This is a genomic window from Exiguobacterium profundum, from assembly GCF_042652865.1.
GTDB lineage: Bacteria > Bacillota > Bacilli > Exiguobacteriales > Exiguobacteriaceae > Exiguobacterium > Exiguobacterium profundum.
The window spans coordinates 530,773-546,570 of sequence record NZ_JBHSHG010000001.1 but is presented as its reverse complement, the minus strand read 5'-3'; the positions used below and the strand labels follow the sequence as shown (position 1 = coordinate 546,570).

Here is a 15,798-nt window from a genome sequence, read left to right as displayed (position 1 = left end):
AAATCTCTTATAATTCCGAGAATTTGTCAAGGCGTTATGAAGATTGTACCTCTATTGAAAGAAGTTTAAACCTCAATTCCACAATCCGTTTTTTACTTCGTGAACGAGTGCTTCAAGTAGAGTTCGGAAATCGTATCCATGATCAAGTCGGCCGCTTCTTGCGCACTCGCCTTACGTGCTTTCAATTCTGACAAGTCGATCGGCTTCCCGATAACGACACGGAGTTTTGCGCGAAACTTATACTTGCCAATGATGGCAATCGGTAAAATATGTGCATCCGAACGCATCGCAAAAAAACCGACACCGGCTTGCGCCTTTCCAAGCGTACCGTCTTTTGAACGCGTTCCTTCCGGAAAGATAGAGATGACTTCATCCTCTTTCAACTTTTGAAGCACGACACGAAGCGCTTGTCGGTCACCTTCCCCACGAGATACTGGAATCTGACCTGCACGCTTCAAAATATGCTTCAGTACCGGGACACTAAAAAGTTCTTTCTTCGCAAAAAATCGGAGCGGACGCTGCTTTGGAATCGCACATGCGAGAAGCACCGGGTCCCAATTTGACTGATGGTTCGAACAGACAAGGATCGACCCGTCCATCGGAACATTCTCCCGACCGATGAATTCGACCTGAAACGAGAAGCGTTGAATGACGTTCACGACGCCTCTCGCCAATCGATACATGCCGAACGGTCCATTGTTTAATGGCTTGCTCATGCTTTCACCTCTTCAATTAATCGTTCAATTGCTTGAACCACTCCGTCAATGGACAACGTCGTCGTATCGAGGAAATGGGCATCTTCAGCTTGACGGAGAGGTGCCACTTCACGCTCAGAATCGCGTTTGTCACGAAGCGCAATCTCTTCGATCAGTTGTTCATAGTCGCTCGGGATGCCTTTCGAGATATTTTCTTCATGGCGACGACGGGCACGTTCTTCGACCGAAGCGGTCATAAACACTTTTAAATCGGCATTCGGCAAGACATGTGTTCCGATATCGCGGCCGTCCATGACGACACCGCCTTCTTTAGCCAAATCACGTTGAAGGTCCATCAAGGCATCACGCACTTCAGGTTGACGTGCGACGAAACTGACGTTATTCGTCACTTCACTCGAGCGAATGACAGACGTCACTTCTTCCTCACCGTCAAATACGCGTTGTCCCTCTTCCGATGGGACGAGTCGTAATGACATGTCCTCGATCATCTGAGCAAGTGCTGGTCCATCTTCGAGCGCAATCCCTTCGTTCAAGGCGCGATACGTTACCGCCCGATAGATTGCACCTGTATCGATGTACACATACCCTAATTGTTTCGCAAGCGACTTGGCAATCGTACTTTTCCCAGCACCCGCCGGTCCGTCTAAAGCAATTTGTAATGATTTTTTCATACAAAACGGGTATCGAGTGTTCCCGATACCCTCCTCCTCTCGGTCAATAATCCCGAGAACATCATAACAGTTTTTTATCTTGAAGAAAATACAGACCCTGTCCGCTTTCGCGCTTCAAGCTGAACACGGAAGCAGTATCGTAAAATCGTCTCTTGGTCACGAGGGGTCAAATCTTCAAATGCCAGAGACAGTTCTTCTTTCACTTCCTGTTTATGTATGCGCACAAGACGGCTCTTAAGACGGAAGTTCTGGGGCGAGCCATGCTCATCCTCAATTCGAAACACGACAATCAGGGACTCATCTACTTCGATTGGAGCGCGGTTGGCGATGATTTTCATCCCCCCAGCAGATATGTCAAGAGATGTTGTTTCGAACGATTCGAAACTTTCCTCATCGGTTGCAAGAACGGTCACGTCAATCATTTCTGGAACACGTAAATATTCACGACGCTGAATCCGTTTGATTTTTTTCTCATCTGGCAAATTGAACGCATAGCGTAATGTCATTTGGGCATCGCTGATTCGCTTCACGACTTTCGTGTCGAATGCGAACAGCTGATTGTCTCCTTGGAAGAAAAAGACCCGCATGGCCTCCTCTTCATGTAAAAAAAATGTTTTGAGCGTCATCATGTCACTCGGCGACTCAATCCATACGACTTGATCGGTTATGGCTGCAATTTTCGTTTTCCCCTCTGCACGCCCTTCCACTTCGATTCTCAGTTCTTGACCTTCTTTTAACATACTGATTCTTCCCCTTTATTTAAATTGTCGACGATTGGACAAGTTTGCCGCTCGCACGAGTAAAAGTGCCACGGTCCATAAAATGACGATATAAAGCACGGCAGGAAGCTTTTGATTCGGTTCGAGTATCAAAATCAAATCAAACGTTCCGTGGATGACCGTCGCAGAAAAGATTGCCATGAACAGCCAGAGCCGTTCTCGAATCGAATGCTTCGCTCGTCCTAAGCAGTACCCCATCACGACCGCGAACAAAGCGTGCCCGCTCACAGGCAGGATTGCTCGCCAAATCGCAATTTCTAATGAATCGTACACCCATAAGTATAAAAAATTCTCTAAAGTCGCAAAGCCTAATGAGCAGGCGACCGCATAGAGAATCCCGTCGTAGTAATCATCAAAGACTTTATGTATATATATTGTATAATAAATCATAAACCATTTAAAAAACTCTTCAAGCAGGGCAGTGGCGACATACGCCTGCCAAAACGGTCCAGTAAGCACTCCCTCTTCAACGAACGCATATTGGATAAACATGATCGGGAACACGAGAACGGCTCCGGCCACGAAAGAACGAATCACATATCCGAGCGGTTCTGCCTCCAACTCATGGCGTAGATAGAAGTAGGAAAGAAGGGCGAGCCCAGGTGCAACCGCAGACAAGGCGATTGCGATCATGATGCATCTCTCCTTTCTCTCCCTAGCATACACTGAATTGTCTGAAAGAAAAAGTAGAGAACGCCTAGAAAATGGAAATCTTCATAAAAATAATTAGGAGGACACTTATGAATCATTTATTACTGATCCACACCGGCGGTACTATCGCCATGTCACAATCCGGCACAGGACACGTCGAACCGAGCGATGTCAATCCAATCGACGCCACCCTTCCGAAAGCGACGGATATTGCTCACATTACAACAAAGCACTTTTCAAATATCCCGTCACCTCACATGACTCCAGAGAAGATGCTTGAATTGGCACAGTTCATCCAACGTGAACTGACACAAGACACGTATGACGGAGTCGTCATCACGCACGGTACCGATACATTAGAAGAGACGGCTTACTTCTTACAAATCACGCTCGGTGCGCCTGTCCCAATCGTGTTGACAGGAGCGATGCGGTCCTCGAACGAGGTCGGTTCGGACGGAGAATTTAATTTGATCACAGCGCTTCGCGTCGCAAAAAGCGAAGCGGCTCGTGGAAAAGGCGTGCTTGTCGTTTTCAACGGTGAGATTCATTCGGCATTTAACGTGACCAAAACGCACACGTCTTCAGTCGACACATTCAAGTCTGTGCACTTCGGTAACGTGGGTATGGTCACAAAGGACCATGTACTCATCTATAGTCAACCAGCAACGAGACAACCGAAAATGATTCCGTCCATCTCAAAACGTGTAGCCGTGTTGAAAGTCGTCGCAGGAATGGAACCAGATTTACTTGAATCTGTAATCACGCTTGGGTACGACGGACTCGTCCTTGAAGTGTTAGGGCAAGGAAACGTTCCGCCGACCCTCTTGTCCGCACTAGAACATTTAGTCAAAGAGATTCCCGTCGTGATTGTCAGCCGTTGCTTCAACGGAATCGTTCAAGATGTTTACGGTTACGACGGGGGTGGCAAACAACTGAAAGAGATGGGTGTCATTTTTTCAAACGGATTGAATTCACAAAAAGCTCGTTTACGACTCCTCGTCGAACTCGAGTCCGGCTCATCCCAGTCAGTCATGGAACATAGCTTTAGCTTCCAGCAATAACCTTGCGCAACTGCGCCCCCTTCCCTACAATGAGCAAAGAGGTGATATTCAGTGAACAAACAAGCGATTATTGTAGGTGCCGGGCCATGCGGTCTCTCGGCCGCCATCGAACTGGAGAAGATCGGAGTCTCTTGTACGGTGATTGAGCGCGGAAATATCGTCGACGCCATCTATCGGTATCCGACGCATCAAACGTTCTTCTCTTCCGCGAGCTTGCTCGAGATCGGAGACATTCCGTTCATATGTAAGGATTTGAAGCCACGTCGTCAAGATGCACTCGTCTATTATCGAGAAGTCGTCACACGTACCGGTTTAAACGTCCACCCGTTCGAAACGGTCGAGTCGGTCGATAAAAAAAGTGACCGATTCGTTGTGACATCAAGACATGAACGACGTGGCGAAACCATTCGCGAAGCGGACTATGTGATTTTAGCAACAGGCTATTATGGACGTCCTCGTCTGCTTGACGTACCTGGCGAAACGTTGCCGCACGTCCATCACTATTTCAACGAGGCACATCCTTATTATCGACAACACGTCACGATCATCGGCGGGAAAAATTCCGCTGTCGATGCGGCAATCGAACTCGAAAAGGCTGGTGCCTTTGTGACGGTACTCTATCGAGGCGATTCGTATAGCCCTTCCGTCAAACCATGGGTTCTTCCAAACTTCGATTCACTCGTCCGTCATGAGAAAGTTCGAATGGAGTTTGAGGCGACAATCGAACGCATCACCGATGATGGCGTCTACTACCGGCAACACGGTGAAGAGAAGCATGTCTATGCAGATCATGTCTTCGCGATGACCGGTTATCAGCCCGACCACCATCTGTTCGAGAGTGCAGGCATTGTGATCGATGAAGAGAGTGGTGTCCCGACATACGATGAAGAAACGTTTGAAACAAATGTCGAACACCTCTTCATTGCGGGCGTGGTCGCAGCCGGAAACGATGCGAACAAGATCTTCATTGAGAACGGTAGATTCCACGGCAAGGCGATTGCCGATACGATTGCGAACCGCATTAACGTATAAAAAAGTTCGGTCAACTTGAGTTGACCGAACTTTTTTTGATTAGACCCAGCCACGGAAACGTGAGGCTTCCGCCATTTTGCGTACGCCGACCATGTAGGCGGCGAGACGCATATCGACTTTACGGGCTGAAGATGTATTGTATACCGTATTGAACGAGTGAACGAGTACTTTTTCAAGTTTTTCCTCAACTTCTTCTTCCGTCCAATAGTAACCTTGGTTGTTTTGTACCCATTCGAAGTACGAAACCGTGACCCCACCACTTGACGCCAACACGTCCGGCACGAGGAGAATTCCACGTTCAGTCAAGATTTTCGTTGCTTCGTTCGTCGTCGGACCGTTGGCTGCCTCGACCACAATCGATGCTTTAATCGCGTCCGCATTGTCTTCTGTAATTTGATTCTCAATCGCAGCTGGGACTAAAATATCACAATCGAGCTCTAACATTTCTTTGTTCGAGATCGTGTTTTTAAATAATGTCGAAATCGTACCGAATGAATCGCGACGATCTAACAAATACGGGATATCGAGACCATTCTCATCATGGATAGCTCCGTAAGCGTCACTGACCGCAATCACTTTCGCCCCTGCATCGTACATGAATTTAGAAAGGAAACTTCCCGCGTTCCCGAATCCTTGGACGACGACCCGCGCACCTTTCAATTCGATTCCGCGACGAAGTGCCGCTTCACGAATCATGATGGCCACACCTTTTGCCGTCGCTGTCTCACGACCATGCGACCCGCCAAGAACGAGCGGTTTTCCTGTGATGAATCCAGGTGAGTTGAATTCATCGATGCGACTGTATTCATCCATCATCCATGCCATGATTTGTGAGTTTGTGAACACGTCCGGAGCCGGGATATCTTTTGTAGGTCCAACAATTTGACTGATGGCACGGACATATCCGCGACTCAAACGTTCGATTTCACGGAAACTCATCTCGCGTGGGTCACAGACGATTCCGCCTTTCCCACCACCGTAAGGCAAGTCTACGATTCCTGCTTTTAGACTCATCCATACTGATAATGCTTTGACTTCTACCTCCGTTACGCTCGGGTGGAACCGAATTCCCCCTTTAGTCGGTCCGACCGCATCATTATGTTGAGCGCGATAGCCTGTGAAGATCTTCGTTGAACCATCGTCCATGCGAACAGGGATCCGAACGGTCAGCATGCGAAGCGGTTCTTTTAATAACTCGTACATCTCATCTGGATAGCCGAGTTTATCTAAAGCTTCGTGAATTACCTCTTGTGTCGATTCCAAGATGTTTTTTCGTTTTTGATGACCTTTTTCTTGATCCGTAATCATGAAGGTTTCCTCCCCTAAATTGTCAATTCTCCCCCAAGAATTAACCTCGTATTCGTTTAAAAGTATAGCTGATACGCGTTCAATTTGAAAGGGCTTTTCAAAAATAATGAAAGCGTTTTCTTGATGGATGGCGTAATCCAGATGTCTTACTTCGCTACGCGCTCAAGTGCGAGCTCGATAAAGCGTTCCAAAAGCTCGCCGTACGAGATTCCGACTGTCTTGGCACTATCCGGAAACAGGCTAAGCGGCGTCATGCCCGGCAGAGTATTCGTCTCTAGAATGTAGGCTTTTCCCTCTTCTGAAACGAGGAAGTCAGAGCGCGAATATCCTGAACAACCGAGCGCGCGATGCGCAAGGACTGCCGCCTGTTGAACCTCCGCTGTCAGCTCGACCGAGATTTCAGCCGGACAGACATGAATCGAACCACCTTCCGTATACTTCGATTCATAGTCGTAAAATTCATTTTTTGGAATGATTTCAATGACAGGAAGAGCCTCTTCTTTCCCAAAGTTCCCGATGACGGGAACTGTCAGCTCTTTCCCTTTGATGTACTGCTCGACAAGTACCGCTGAATCACAAGCAAACGCCTTTTCAATTCCTTCACGTAACATCGTTTCGTCCATTGCAATCGTCAGACCATTCGATGATCCTTCTTGCGCTGGTTTGACGACACATGGGAACTCCATTCCCCACTCAGCGACTTTTGCATCGATTGATTCCCGTGACTCGATTAAGACGTCACGAGCGACTCGGATACCGGATGCCGCGAAGATGATTTTTGCTCTCGCTTTATCCATCGCCAGAGCAGATGCCAAGACACCTGATCCCGTATAAGGAATTCCAGCCATTTCTAATAACGATTGCACACGACCATCTTCACCATACTTCCCGTGCAACGCACTGACGACGACGTCGACATCCAATGTTAACAGCTCGTTCGCCCGTTTCGGATGAAAGTCAATGGCCGTGACCTCATGACCACGTTCCGTCAACGCTTCTATCATCCCTTGCCCGCTCGTGAGAGATACCTCTCGTTCTCCTGACACTCCACCATATAAAACAGCGACTTTCATTCCAATCTCTCCTTCAACTAGCTACTGAAAATTCAAGTCTAATCATAACACGGACACCCTAAAAACAATAGGAACAGAAAAGTAAAAAAGCCGTACTCATGCGAATGCATCGTACAGCTCTTTCACGGCTTGTTCAGTTTGAATCGTCTTTCCGTATTCCATCATGACGTACGGACTGACCGTAGTCGTCTTGCCGTACTCGGACAAAATGGCCGCGAGTCGTTCTTCTACCTGCGAAGGAAGAACCTCAACGAAGTGAAGGTAGTAATGACCGTTGTAATGATAAAGCGTGCCACCCTGCTCGGTTTCATGTATATGCGGGAAAAGACGAATCGAAGCGTTGATCACATCTTCAATGTCCTCGAACTGATAAATCAAATGATGGATTACATCAATCGTTAATCGAATCTCGACCTGCTCGACATCGAGCTCAGCAATCGCTTCACCTTTTTGAACATCGATGACGAGTCCATCGCGAGGGAACATTGTCACATTCAAATCGACCGCTCCTTGCGGTGAAAATCCGTACTCACTTTCTGCTGTTTCAAGTAGTTCTTTCCACAGCTGCTGACCGTTTTCCCCCACGATCGTATCGATTGCGATTCCACGTAACGAGAGCTCATTCGCAGTCACATATACACGAAGATGTTCTTTTGTTTGTTTTTCAAATCTCAATCGAAAACCTCCAGTGAATAGTCAATCCTAATAATAAGCTACTCCCGTTTTCATCCCGTGTCAAATAGTTGATAACCATTTTGTCCACTCTTCAGGAGTGTCGCCAAGAAATGACCCATTGAATCGACCTCTCTCCAGACTGACCGCATATCCACCGGCACCGATTTTTAAGTCAGGATGCTCGTTTTGAATATAATCCATCGCCTCTAACAAGTTCGGAATATGCTCAGTCAACGTACATGCGAAGATGAGACAAGAAGTGTCGATATCATGTAACGCTTTACTCAAATCTTCTTTTGGGAAACCCGCTCCCAAAAAGATGACGTCGTATCCATGTTGTCGCAAATAGAGCGTGACAAACAATAATCCGATCTCATGCATCTCCCCGGGTGCACAGACACACGTGATACGTGGCAGGAACGGGTTCATCGGCATTTGAAGGGACAGCGTCGAAAGCCGTGCTCGTAAAAATGCCGTGGCGAAATGCTCGTGGGCAATCGTAATCGAGCCATTCTCCCATCGTGAACCGATTTCCATGAGCAGCGGCCCAATCACATCCTTCGTCACTTTTTCAAAACTGAACGTATTAAACGCACGATTGATCAAATCATGGGCCGTCCGTTCATCAAATGAGAGCAACGCATGGAGCAGCCCGTCTTTCAACTCTTCATCGTATAGTTTGGCCGTTGTCGGTTCTGGCTCAGGCGCTTGATGAAGTTGTTGAATGGCTTGTGAGACAGAAAGCCCTTCTTTCTGCTTATCCACGACCCATTTGATTTTTTCGACATCTTGATCTGAATATAGGCGGTGACCGGATTCCGTTCGGCTCGGCACGATAAACTGATAGCGACGTTCCCAAGCCCGAATGGTCGTCGGATTGACGCCGGTCAACGTCGCCACGGTTTTAATGGAGTATTTCGGCATTTCCGCCCTCCTCTCTTACTCGTTCTTATGATATAAGTATATCCTCAATGCAAGAGGTTTACCCCTTTTATTGTGCAATCGAGAATTTTTTAAGTATAAAAAAAGATGCGAACTCTGTTCGCACCTCGCTTAAAATATGGCATGTCGCCCGATATATATGAAAATGAGAATAATCGCTAGCATGGCGAAGGTCAATGTCATCGCCAACGGGCGCTTCATCCAGTTATCATTTAACTTCCTCTTCCGTTCGCCCTCTTGCCTCTCAGCTCGAGACGGCAACGTGTCCGCCAATTGCTCGCGTAAAGAATCCGCCTGATTCCGATGTCGCAACGTATGCCCTCCTTTACCTTTTTTATCATTTTACTATGATATTATTCAAAGGAAAAGATTTGCGTCAACCGAATTTTCCATTCTGTCACATTTTTTCGGACGATTTGTGTTGTATCCGGGAACAGAATCGGCCCACAAACATCACAACATTCTTCTTGATCGACTGTTTGTTCGGAGAAATAACGGAGCAAGTAATCGCGTCGGCATGTCCGGATGAGGGCATAATCCATCATCTGCCCGAGTTGACGATACCGATCTCGCTTTCTTTCTTTTACCCAATCGAGGGCTTCTTGAAGCGAACGTTCTGTCAACAATTGCTTCAGCAGGAGAAACTTCGGGTCTTCTTCGTTCATCCGTAACAATCTTGGTAGTTGCGCGAGTGACGTCCCATTCTCACGTTCAAAGTAGGCTAATCGCATGTCCTCATCTTTCGGATATTGACCGTCTATTAAAAACTGTTGAATGCGTTCGTCCCCGTCCGCATACAGGAGGACTGCAAACGCCGGATGACCATCGCGTCCCGCCCGCCCGATTTCCTGCATGTATGCCTCGACGGTAGCCGGCAATTGGAAATGAACGACGGAACGGACATTATCTTTGTTCACACCCATCCCGAACGCACTAGTGCATACCATGACCGACACTTCGTCCCGTAAAAACTGGGACTGCACGAGTCGCCTGTCTTCCGTAGACATGCCTCCGTGGTAAAACAAAGCGTCCTCTAGCTCAAAGGCTAACGCCTCCGCTTCGCGACGGGTCGCCGTGTAAACGACTGCAGGTTTTGGAATCTCTTGAATCAACTCTTTTAATCGCTCAAGTTTCTTCTCTTTCTCCAATCGTTCAACCAACAATCGTATTTCCGGACGATTGGCGGAGTGGACGAATTGTTCGGGTGAGAACAGTGCCAACTTTTCAATGATGTCCTGTTTCACGCCTTCTGGCGCAGTCGCCGTGACCGCCATACATTGGGGGCTCCCAATCTGTTTTCGCAACTCACCTAAACGCGCATACTCAGGACGGAACTCATGCCCCCATTGTGAGATACAGTGCGCCTCGTCAATGACGAGCATTTGAATTTTCACATTCGCCAGAGCACGCGTCACATAAGGAACGGCCAATTGTTCGGGTGAAAGATATAAAAAACGGTAACGTTTCAAATGGTTGATGATGTCCTGCTTCTCTTCAGCCGATTCCATCGACGTCAAACGAGCGACACCACGCTCTCCCCGTTCTCGTATATGAAGCATCTGGTCCTCAATGAGTGAGAGTAACGGCGAAACAATCACCGTGAGCCCTTGATTTTTAATATAAGAAGGGAGTTGGAACGTCAGCGATTTCCCCGCCCCCGTCGGCATGACGGCCAATACATCCTGCCCTTCGATCACGGCATGTATGATGTCGTGTTGCCCAGGACGAAACGATTCATACCCGAACACTCGTTTTAATGTCGCTTCATACAAAACTCTCACCTCGTTTCAGTCTGGCGAAGACGAGTCGAATTTGAAAATAACTGACACGCCCCATTTTCTCAAATATCGGTTTGAGCGCCCAGCTATCCGGATGCCGCAACTCTTCAATCGTGACCACATCCTCCATCGGTACAAATTGTTCGAGCGGGAAGACTTCTAAATACATCGCCATCTCGACGACATGGTCTTCAATCGTACTCGTACGTAAACGCCGTTTCGCTTGAACCTGTTGGAACGTGTACCCCTTTAAGAACAATTCATATGACTCACGTGCTGAATAAGTCATCCGGTCCGTCGATAAGCCGTACGTAAACCCCCGTAGTTTGGCATCATCCGGCAAGACCATCAACAGTTCGTTCCATCCGGCCAAAAAATACAAACGAGCCGTTTCGGCATCAACATGAAGCAGGCTGGCGATTTGTTCATATGTCAAACCCGTCTCAAACGCTCCTGTGAATCGATAGACGACGGCCGTCGCATACGGGTCCCCGATTTGTTCAAGTGCTTGTTCAATCTCTTGATGAAACGTTCGCATGAGCGCTTTCCAATCCCGATCAAGATGTAACAACTGCTTGACCCATTGCTCTGCTGGACGATCGGCTTGTACAGGATAAAATGTACGGGCGTGTTCTTTTGACATGAACGTCTGCACGAACAAACTCAAGCGTTTCCATGTGGTCGCGTTATAATCACGGCGTTCCCCGCCCAACCGCTTGAATAGTTGCTCAACCGATTCAGGTGAAGCTAGTAGTTCTCCCGCCTCTGTCAATCTAAATCGTTTACGATCGAGCCATCCTCGTTTTTCAATTTGTTTTAGCACAGACTCGTATGAATAAGCCGTCTGCGGAAACTGTCCAAAAAGAGGCTCCAACTCGTAAAAAAATGCGTCCTGTAGCGTTGTGGCCGAACGCTTTCCATTCAGGACATGGTAGAGACTTCGCTCACTCCGTTCTCCATTTAATCGTTTAATGGCCAGCAGTAGAACTCCATCCGCTAAATGAACCAAATCGTCACTTCCTTAAAAAAATCATTATCCTACCAAAAAGACGCTCGTTTCCTCATTGAAATAATTGGGTATGTAGACTACAATTACTCATAGTCAGTAGAATGATTTCTAAGAGAAACGAACCGTTTGGAGGGTTATTATCATGGCAAAATTTACAATCGTCGATAAAGATACATGTATCGCATGCGGAGCTTGCGGCGCGGCAGCACCAGATATTTACGATTATGATGATGAAGGTCTTGCGTTCAACTTAATGGATGACAACACAGGTACTGTTGAAATCCCAGATGAGTTATACGAAGACATGATGGATGCATTCGAGGGTTGTCCGACAGACTCGATCAAAGTAGCGGACGAGTCGTTCGACGGGGACGCTTTAAAATTCGAATAATCGTGAAAGACATATCGGTCCTTTGACCGATATGTCTTTTTTATGTTTCTCGCATGTAACCTAGTCTAATCATGACATCTCTAGGCAAGTATATCAAAAAAGGTTGTTTGGCTTAAGCACCAAACAACCTGGATGAAATGGACATATGTCCTATCTCGAATTAACGTTTCCCTTTAATATAAGGAATACCGACCGACTTCGGCGCATCCGCACGACCAACGAGTCCAGCGAGAGCAAGAATCGTGAGCGCGTATGGCGCAATCAAGAGCAAGAGCTGCGGCACGTTGTTGATGACCGGCAAGTTGCTTCCGATAATCGAAAGGGCTTGAGCGAATCCAAAGAACAATCCGGCACCAAGCGCACCGAGCGGATTCCATTTACCGAAAATCATTGCGGCAATCGCCAAGAATCCTTGACCAACGATTGTCGTTCCACTGAAGTTCGTCGTGACCGTTACAGCATAAACCGCTCCGGCAAGACCACCAAACGCACCAGAGAGCATGACGCCCATGAAGCGCATTTTCGTGACGTTGATTCCCATCGTATCAGCGGCCATCGGATGTTCACCGACCGAACGAAGACGAAGTCCAAACGGCGTCTTGAAGATGACGAACCAGACGACGAACGCCAAGGCGATAGCAACGAACGACGTGTACTGGACGTTAATAAAGAACATCTTTAACACGGGAATATCTGATAAAAAGGGTACATTCTCTTTTGCGATCCGATACTCGATAAAGTCGGTCTGTCCTTTGTTGTAAAGAACACGCACGACGAAGATGGCGAGACCGATGGCGAGCATGTTGATGGCCACCCCGAGAACCGTCTGGTCCGCACGCCAAAGGATGGCAGGAACAGCCAAGAAGAGGGAGAACAATGCACCGACTACCATGGCAACAAGTAAGGCAATCCATGGACTAGAGGCTCCGACACCTAAATCAGTCAAGGTGAGCGTCGTGATGATTCCTGTCGCGGCACCGATGACCATGATTCCTTCAAGGGCGATGTTGACGACACCAGAACGTTCACTGAAAATTCCACCAAGTGCTGCGATAATGAGTGGAGTCGCATAGGCAAGCGCAACCGGTACGACGATATAAAGGACTTCTAAGAAGTTCATTTTTTCTCCACTCCTTTCTTACGATTTCCTTTAAGTTTCTCAACGACATAGTTGATCGCATATCCAGACGCTACAAAGATGACGATGGCTGCGATGATGACTTTGACAAGCTCTGACGGTACGTTCGCACCAAGTTGCATCGCCAATCCGCCGATGTTCAACCCTGCGAAGAGAATCGCTGCTAAAATGACTCCAATCGCGGTGTTCGCACCAAGAAGGGCAACGGCGATCCCGTCAAATCCAACACCGGTGAACGATGCCGAGAGGGTCATACTACCGAATGTTCCAAGACCCTCCATCGCACCTGCGAGACCAGCGAACATACCGGAGATGACGAACGACAGGACGATGTTACGGTTGACGCTCATCCCTGCGTACTGTGATGCATGTTTGTTGAATCCAACGGCACGTAACTCATAACCGAGTGTCGTACGTTGAAGGATGTAGTAGTACACGATTGCTGCAAGCACAGCGACAAGCACACCCCAGTGAAGACGTGAATACGTCGTCAACTCTTGGAGCCATGGCGAAGCAAGTGACGCTGAATCGTTGATTGACTCCGTACGCTCGTTCGTTACGCCGATGACGTTACGTAAAATCGCGTTTGTCGTGTATAAGGCAATATAGTTCATCATGATAGACGTAATGACTTCATGAACATAAAACTTCGCTTTCAAGAACCCAGGAACGAACGCCCAAATTGCTGCTGCAACCATTGCCGCTAGAAGTGCGAGCGGTAAATGGATAAACATCGGCAAGTCGAAGTTAATTCCTACATAGACGGCTGCGACCCACCCAATTAACACTTGTCCTTCTACCCCGATGTTGAATAGCCCTGTACGGAAGGCGAACGCAACCGCAAGACCTGAGAAAATAAGTGGGGCTGCAGCACGCAATGTTTCACCGACGGCATACGGACTACCGAACATGCCTTCAAATAACGAGATAAACCCTTGAACCGGGTCGTATCCACCAATCAACATGACGATAGCACCGACGAGTAGTCCTAAAATGATGGATAGGAATGGAATGAGAAGTTGGTTTAAACTTAATTTTTTCATTCTGTTTCGTCCCCTCTCTTACCGCCGGCCATCAAGAAGCCTAGCTCTTGCTCCGTCGTCACTTTCGGATCACGAATCCCTACAATTTTTCCTTCGTAGAGAACAGCGATACGGTCGGATACGTGTAAAATCTCATCAAGTTCAAACGAGATGAGTAAGACGGCGCGTCCTTTTTCACGTTCTTTAATAAGCTGCTCGTGAATAAATTCAATCGCACCTACGTCGAGACCACGAGTCGGTTGAGCGGCGATGAGTAAATCTGGTGAGCGATCGACTTCACGTGCAATGATTGCTTTCTGTTGGTTCCCTCCCGAGAGAGCACGCGCTGGAACATCAATTGATGGAGTTCGGACGTCAAACTTCTCAATCAACGCCTTCGCCTTCTCAGCCACAGCTTTATAGTTCATGAGACCTCGTTTCGAGAACGGTTCTTTATAGTACGTTTGAAGTACCATGTTGTCACGAATCGAGTAGTCAAGAACAAGTCCGTGTTTATGACGATCTTGCGGGATGTGTCCGATCCCTGCCTCGGTCATCTTACGCGGCGTGTGTCCTGTGACATCTTTTCCGTTGAGCAACACTTTACCAGACTCCGGCTTTTTCAAACCTGAAATGGCTTCAATCAACTCCGTCTGACCATTCCCGTCAATCCCGGCAATTCCAAGTACTTCTCCAGCACGAATCTGTAAATCCAATCCTTCAACGACTTTCAAACCGCGACCATCTTTGACGACGAGGTTTTGAACGTCCAGAACGACTTGTTGTGGATCGGCTTTCGAATATTCTGCATCAAAGTTTACTTCGCGACCAACCATCATTTCAGCTAAACTGTCTTCATTTACCGTCTCGTCGACCTCGACCGTTCCAATGTAGCGTCCACGACGAATGACAGTACAGCGGTCCGCAACTTGCATGATTTCCTTCAGCTTGTGCGTAATCAAGATGATCGACTTACCTTCAGCAATCAGACGTTTCATAATTTGGATAAGTTCTTGAATCTCTTGTGGTGTCAACACTGCCGTCGGTTCATCAAAAATCAGAATATCTGCTCCACGATAGAGCGTCTTCAAGATTTCAACACGTTGTTGCATGCCGACTGAAATATCTTCAATCTTCGCATCCGGATCAATTCTAAGTCCGTATTGCTCCGAAATCTCCATGACCTTCTTCCGAGCAGTGGCGCGATCGATTGTGATGCCACTCTTTGGCTCAAGACCAAGAATGATATTTTCAGTGACCGTGAATTTTTCAACCAACATAAAGTGTTGATGGACCATTCCGATCCCAAGTTCGTTGGCGATGTTCGGATTTTCAATATTCACTTTCTTTCCGTGTACGCGAATCTCTCCGCCTTCAGGCTGATAGAGACCAAACAACACGTTCATGAGCGTCGATTTCCCGGCCCCGTTTTCTCCTAAAAGTGCATGGATTTCTCCTTTACGCAATTGGAGCGTGATATTGTCGTTCGCAACGAACGTACCGAACTCTTTTCGAATATTTAGCATTTCAATTACATATTCCAAGGAAGTTC

At 47.5% G+C, this 15,798-nt stretch carries 17 protein-coding genes and 1 pseudogene; 3 read left to right on the top strand and 15 right to left on the bottom strand.

The window, feature by feature from the left end; all coding sequences use genetic code 11:
* Window positions 1-92: 92 nt before the first annotated feature.
* The 4 genes from ACFO4U_RS02800 to prsW form a co-directional block, all read right to left on the bottom strand.
* Complete coding sequence (locus ACFO4U_RS02800; protein ID WP_159562123.1) at window positions 93-716, bottom strand: lysophospholipid acyltransferase family protein; 624 nt, start codon at window positions 714-716, stop codon at window positions 93-95.
* Window positions 713-1,387, bottom strand: a complete 675-nt coding sequence (gene cmk, locus ACFO4U_RS02795) for a (d)CMP kinase (protein ID WP_074037194.1) — start codon at window positions 1,385-1,387, stop codon at window positions 713-715. Before cmk ends, ACFO4U_RS02800 begins: the two co-directional genes overlap by 4 nt.
* Before the next feature lie 74 nt (window positions 1,388-1,461).
* Entirely contained in the window at window positions 1,462-2,127 is a 666-nt protein-coding gene (locus ACFO4U_RS02790) for a flagellar brake protein (protein WP_074037195.1), read from the bottom strand.
* Between the two features lie 15 nt (window positions 2,128-2,142).
* Window positions 2,143-2,799 carry a glutamic-type intramembrane protease PrsW gene (prsW, locus tag ACFO4U_RS02785; protein ID WP_074037196.1) on the bottom strand — a complete coding sequence of 219 codons (657 nt, stop codon included), beginning with the start codon at window positions 2,797-2,799 and terminating at the stop codon, window positions 2,143-2,145.
* 107 nt (window positions 2,800-2,906) lie between these two features.
* Here prsW and ACFO4U_RS02780 point away from each other — a divergent pair, with 107 nt between their 5' ends.
* The gene (locus tag ACFO4U_RS02780) at window positions 2,907-3,878 is read left to right on the top strand and encodes an asparaginase (RefSeq protein WP_159562121.1); all 972 of its coding nucleotides are present in this window, start codon (window positions 2,907-2,909) and stop codon (window positions 3,876-3,878) included.
* 51 nt (window positions 3,879-3,929) lie between these two features.
* Complete coding sequence (locus tag ACFO4U_RS02775; protein WP_159562120.1) at window positions 3,930-4,910, top strand: YpdA family putative bacillithiol disulfide reductase; 981 nt, start codon at window positions 3,930-3,932, stop codon at window positions 4,908-4,910.
* Between the two features lie 39 nt (window positions 4,911-4,949).
* Here the strand turns inward: ACFO4U_RS02775 and ACFO4U_RS02770 are convergent, their stop codons facing one another.
* The 8 genes and pseudogenes from ACFO4U_RS02770 to ACFO4U_RS02735 all read right to left on the bottom strand — a co-directional run bounded on the left by ACFO4U_RS02770 (window position 4,950) and on the right by ACFO4U_RS02735 (window position 11,695).
* Window positions 4,950-6,218, bottom strand: coding sequence for a Glu/Leu/Phe/Val family dehydrogenase (locus tag ACFO4U_RS02770; RefSeq protein WP_015881453.1), 1,269 nt, complete (start codon window positions 6,216-6,218; stop codon window positions 4,950-4,952).
* Window positions 6,219-6,364: 146 nt separating this feature from the next.
* Window positions 6,365-7,291, bottom strand: a complete 927-nt coding sequence (locus ACFO4U_RS02765) for a D-alanine--D-alanine ligase (protein WP_214691038.1) — start codon at window positions 7,289-7,291, stop codon at window positions 6,365-6,367.
* 96 nt (window positions 7,292-7,387) lie between these two features.
* Entirely contained in the window at window positions 7,388-7,966 is a 579-nt protein-coding gene (locus tag ACFO4U_RS02760; RefSeq protein ID WP_074037201.1) for an adaptor protein MecA, read from the bottom strand.
* Between the two features lie 60 nt (window positions 7,967-8,026).
* Window positions 8,027-8,890, bottom strand: coding sequence for a MerR family transcriptional regulator (locus tag ACFO4U_RS02755; protein WP_215244037.1), 864 nt, complete (start codon window positions 8,888-8,890; stop codon window positions 8,027-8,029).
* Between the two features lie 129 nt (window positions 8,891-9,019).
* A complete protein-coding gene (locus ACFO4U_RS02750; protein WP_015881449.1) occupies window positions 9,020-9,220 on the bottom strand; it encodes a hypothetical protein in 201 nt (66 codons plus the stop codon).
* A gap of 41 nt (window positions 9,221-9,261) precedes the next feature.
* Complete coding sequence (locus tag ACFO4U_RS02745; RefSeq protein ID WP_371730213.1) at window positions 9,262-9,573, bottom strand: RecQ family zinc-binding domain-containing protein; 312 nt, start codon at window positions 9,571-9,573, stop codon at window positions 9,262-9,264.
* Between the two features lie 153 nt (window positions 9,574-9,726).
* Window positions 9,727-10,656: pseudogene (locus ACFO4U_RS02740) on the bottom strand (RecQ family ATP-dependent DNA helicase); the annotation flags it as partial.
* A gap of 16 nt (window positions 10,657-10,672) precedes the next feature.
* Window positions 10,673-11,695 (bottom strand): YpbB family protein, encoded by a 1,023-nt coding sequence (locus tag ACFO4U_RS02735; RefSeq protein ID WP_214691041.1) that lies wholly within the window; start codon window positions 11,693-11,695, stop codon window positions 10,673-10,675.
* Between the two features lie 142 nt (window positions 11,696-11,837).
* Between ACFO4U_RS02735 and ACFO4U_RS02730 the strand changes: the two genes are divergently transcribed.
* Window positions 11,838-12,086, top strand: coding sequence for a ferredoxin (locus ACFO4U_RS02730; protein WP_015881446.1), 249 nt, complete (start codon window positions 11,838-11,840; stop codon window positions 12,084-12,086).
* A 160-nt stretch (window positions 12,087-12,246) separates the two neighbouring features.
* Here ACFO4U_RS02730 and ACFO4U_RS02725 read toward each other — a convergent pair whose 3' ends face one another.
* The 3 genes from ACFO4U_RS02725 to ACFO4U_RS02715 are packed head-to-tail and all read right to left on the bottom strand — an operon-like array spanning window position 12,247 to window position 15,790.
* The gene (locus tag ACFO4U_RS02725) at window positions 12,247-13,206 is read right to left on the bottom strand and encodes an ABC transporter permease (RefSeq protein ID WP_015881445.1); all 960 of its coding nucleotides are present in this window, start codon (window positions 13,204-13,206) and stop codon (window positions 12,247-12,249) included.
* Window positions 13,203-14,267: an ABC transporter permease gene (locus ACFO4U_RS02720; RefSeq protein ID WP_214691043.1), complete on the bottom strand. Its 1,065-nt coding sequence runs from the start codon at window positions 14,265-14,267 to the stop codon at window positions 13,203-13,205. Before ACFO4U_RS02720 ends, ACFO4U_RS02725 begins: the two co-directional genes overlap by 4 nt.
* Window positions 14,264-15,790: an ABC transporter ATP-binding protein gene (locus ACFO4U_RS02715; RefSeq protein WP_215244039.1), complete on the bottom strand. Its 1,527-nt coding sequence runs from the start codon at window positions 15,788-15,790 to the stop codon at window positions 14,264-14,266. Before ACFO4U_RS02715 ends, ACFO4U_RS02720 begins: the two co-directional genes overlap by 4 nt.
* Between the last annotated feature and the right edge of the window lie 8 nt (window positions 15,791-15,798).

Coding starts and splice junctions, on each gene's coding strand:
- ACFO4U_RS02755 (WP_215244037.1), bottom strand. CDS start 8,890: ATGCCGAAATACTCCATTAAAACCGTGGCGACGTTGACCGGCGTCAAT.
- cmk (WP_074037194.1), bottom strand. CDS start 1,387: ATGAAAAAATCATTACAAATTGCTTTAGACGGACCGGCGGGTGCTGGG.
- ACFO4U_RS02790 (WP_074037195.1), bottom strand. CDS start 2,127: ATGTTAAAAGAAGGTCAAGAACTGAGAATCGAAGTGGAAGGGCGTGCA.
- ACFO4U_RS02720 (WP_214691043.1), bottom strand. CDS start 14,267: ATGAAAAAATTAAGTTTAAACCAACTTCTCATTCCATTCCTATCCATC.
- ACFO4U_RS02780 (WP_159562121.1), top strand. CDS start 2,907: ATGAATCATTTATTACTGATCCACACCGGCGGTACTATCGCCATGTCA.
- ACFO4U_RS02730 (WP_015881446.1), top strand. CDS start 11,838: ATGGCAAAATTTACAATCGTCGATAAAGATACATGTATCGCATGCGGA.
- ACFO4U_RS02770 (WP_015881453.1), bottom strand. CDS start 6,218: ATGATTACGGATCAAGAAAAAGGTCATCAAAAACGAAAAAACATCTTG.
- prsW (WP_074037196.1), bottom strand. CDS start 2,799: ATGATCGCAATCGCCTTGTCTGCGGTTGCACCTGGGCTCGCCCTTCTT.
- ACFO4U_RS02765 (WP_214691038.1), bottom strand. CDS start 7,291: ATGAAAGTCGCTGTTTTATATGGTGGAGTGTCAGGAGAACGAGAGGTA.
- ACFO4U_RS02725 (WP_015881445.1), bottom strand. CDS start 13,206: ATGAACTTCTTAGAAGTCCTTTATATCGTCGTACCGGTTGCGCTTGCC.
- ACFO4U_RS02745 (WP_371730213.1), bottom strand. CDS start 9,573: ATGAACGAAGAAGACCCGAAGTTTCTCCTGCTGAAGCAATTGTTGACA.
- ACFO4U_RS02800 (WP_159562123.1), bottom strand. CDS start 716: ATGAGCAAGCCATTAAACAATGGACCGTTCGGCATGTATCGATTGGCG.